General features: G+C 72.4%; 1 protein-coding gene. It reads right to left on the bottom strand.

Annotation, left to right across the window (positions count from 1 at the left end; all coding sequences use genetic code 11):
* Nucleotides 1-431, bottom strand: a 431-nt coding sequence (locus GVL50_RS28495; RefSeq protein ID WP_159815852.1) for an Lrp/AsnC family transcriptional regulator, incomplete at its 3' end; no start/stop codon positions are given.
* Nucleotides 432-457 lie beyond the last annotated feature (26 nt).

Raw genomic sequence — 457 nt, 5'->3', positions numbered from 1 at the left:
AGCATGAAGTAGTCGAACTCGCCCGTCACGAGGTGGCATTCCATGCAGCCGGAGATCCGCGCCACGGCCTCCTCGAACGCGGCGAACGATTCCGGCGTGGAACGGTCGAGCACCACGCCGATCATCACCAGCATGCCGGCGCCCACCGCGCGCGGGTGCAGCAGCGCGACCGTGCGGTCGATCAGGCCCAGCCGCTTCAGGCGCTCCACGCGGCGCAGGCAGGCCGGCGGGCTCAGATGCACCCTCGACGCGAGCGCCACATTGGAGAGGGAGGCATCGCGCTGCAGCGTGCGCAGGATCGCGCGGTCGGTGCGGTCGATGCCCGCTTCCGGCACGGCGGTGGAGGCGGCCTGGGCGGGCGGAGCAGCGGCAGGGCGAGGAGCAGGCGCCGGCGCGGCGTCCTGCGGCTTGCGGGTTCTGGTGGCGCACATGGTCGTTCTGGCGGCATGGGAGAGGG

Origin of the sequence: Pseudomonas sp. 18058, from assembly GCF_902706155.1 — a bacterium.
Classification (GTDB): Bacteria; Pseudomonadota; Gammaproteobacteria; order Pseudomonadales; family Pseudomonadaceae; genus Aquipseudomonas; species Aquipseudomonas rustica.
Note: the sequence above shows the minus strand (reverse complement) of the source record. Positions and strands in the feature narration are given on the sequence as shown.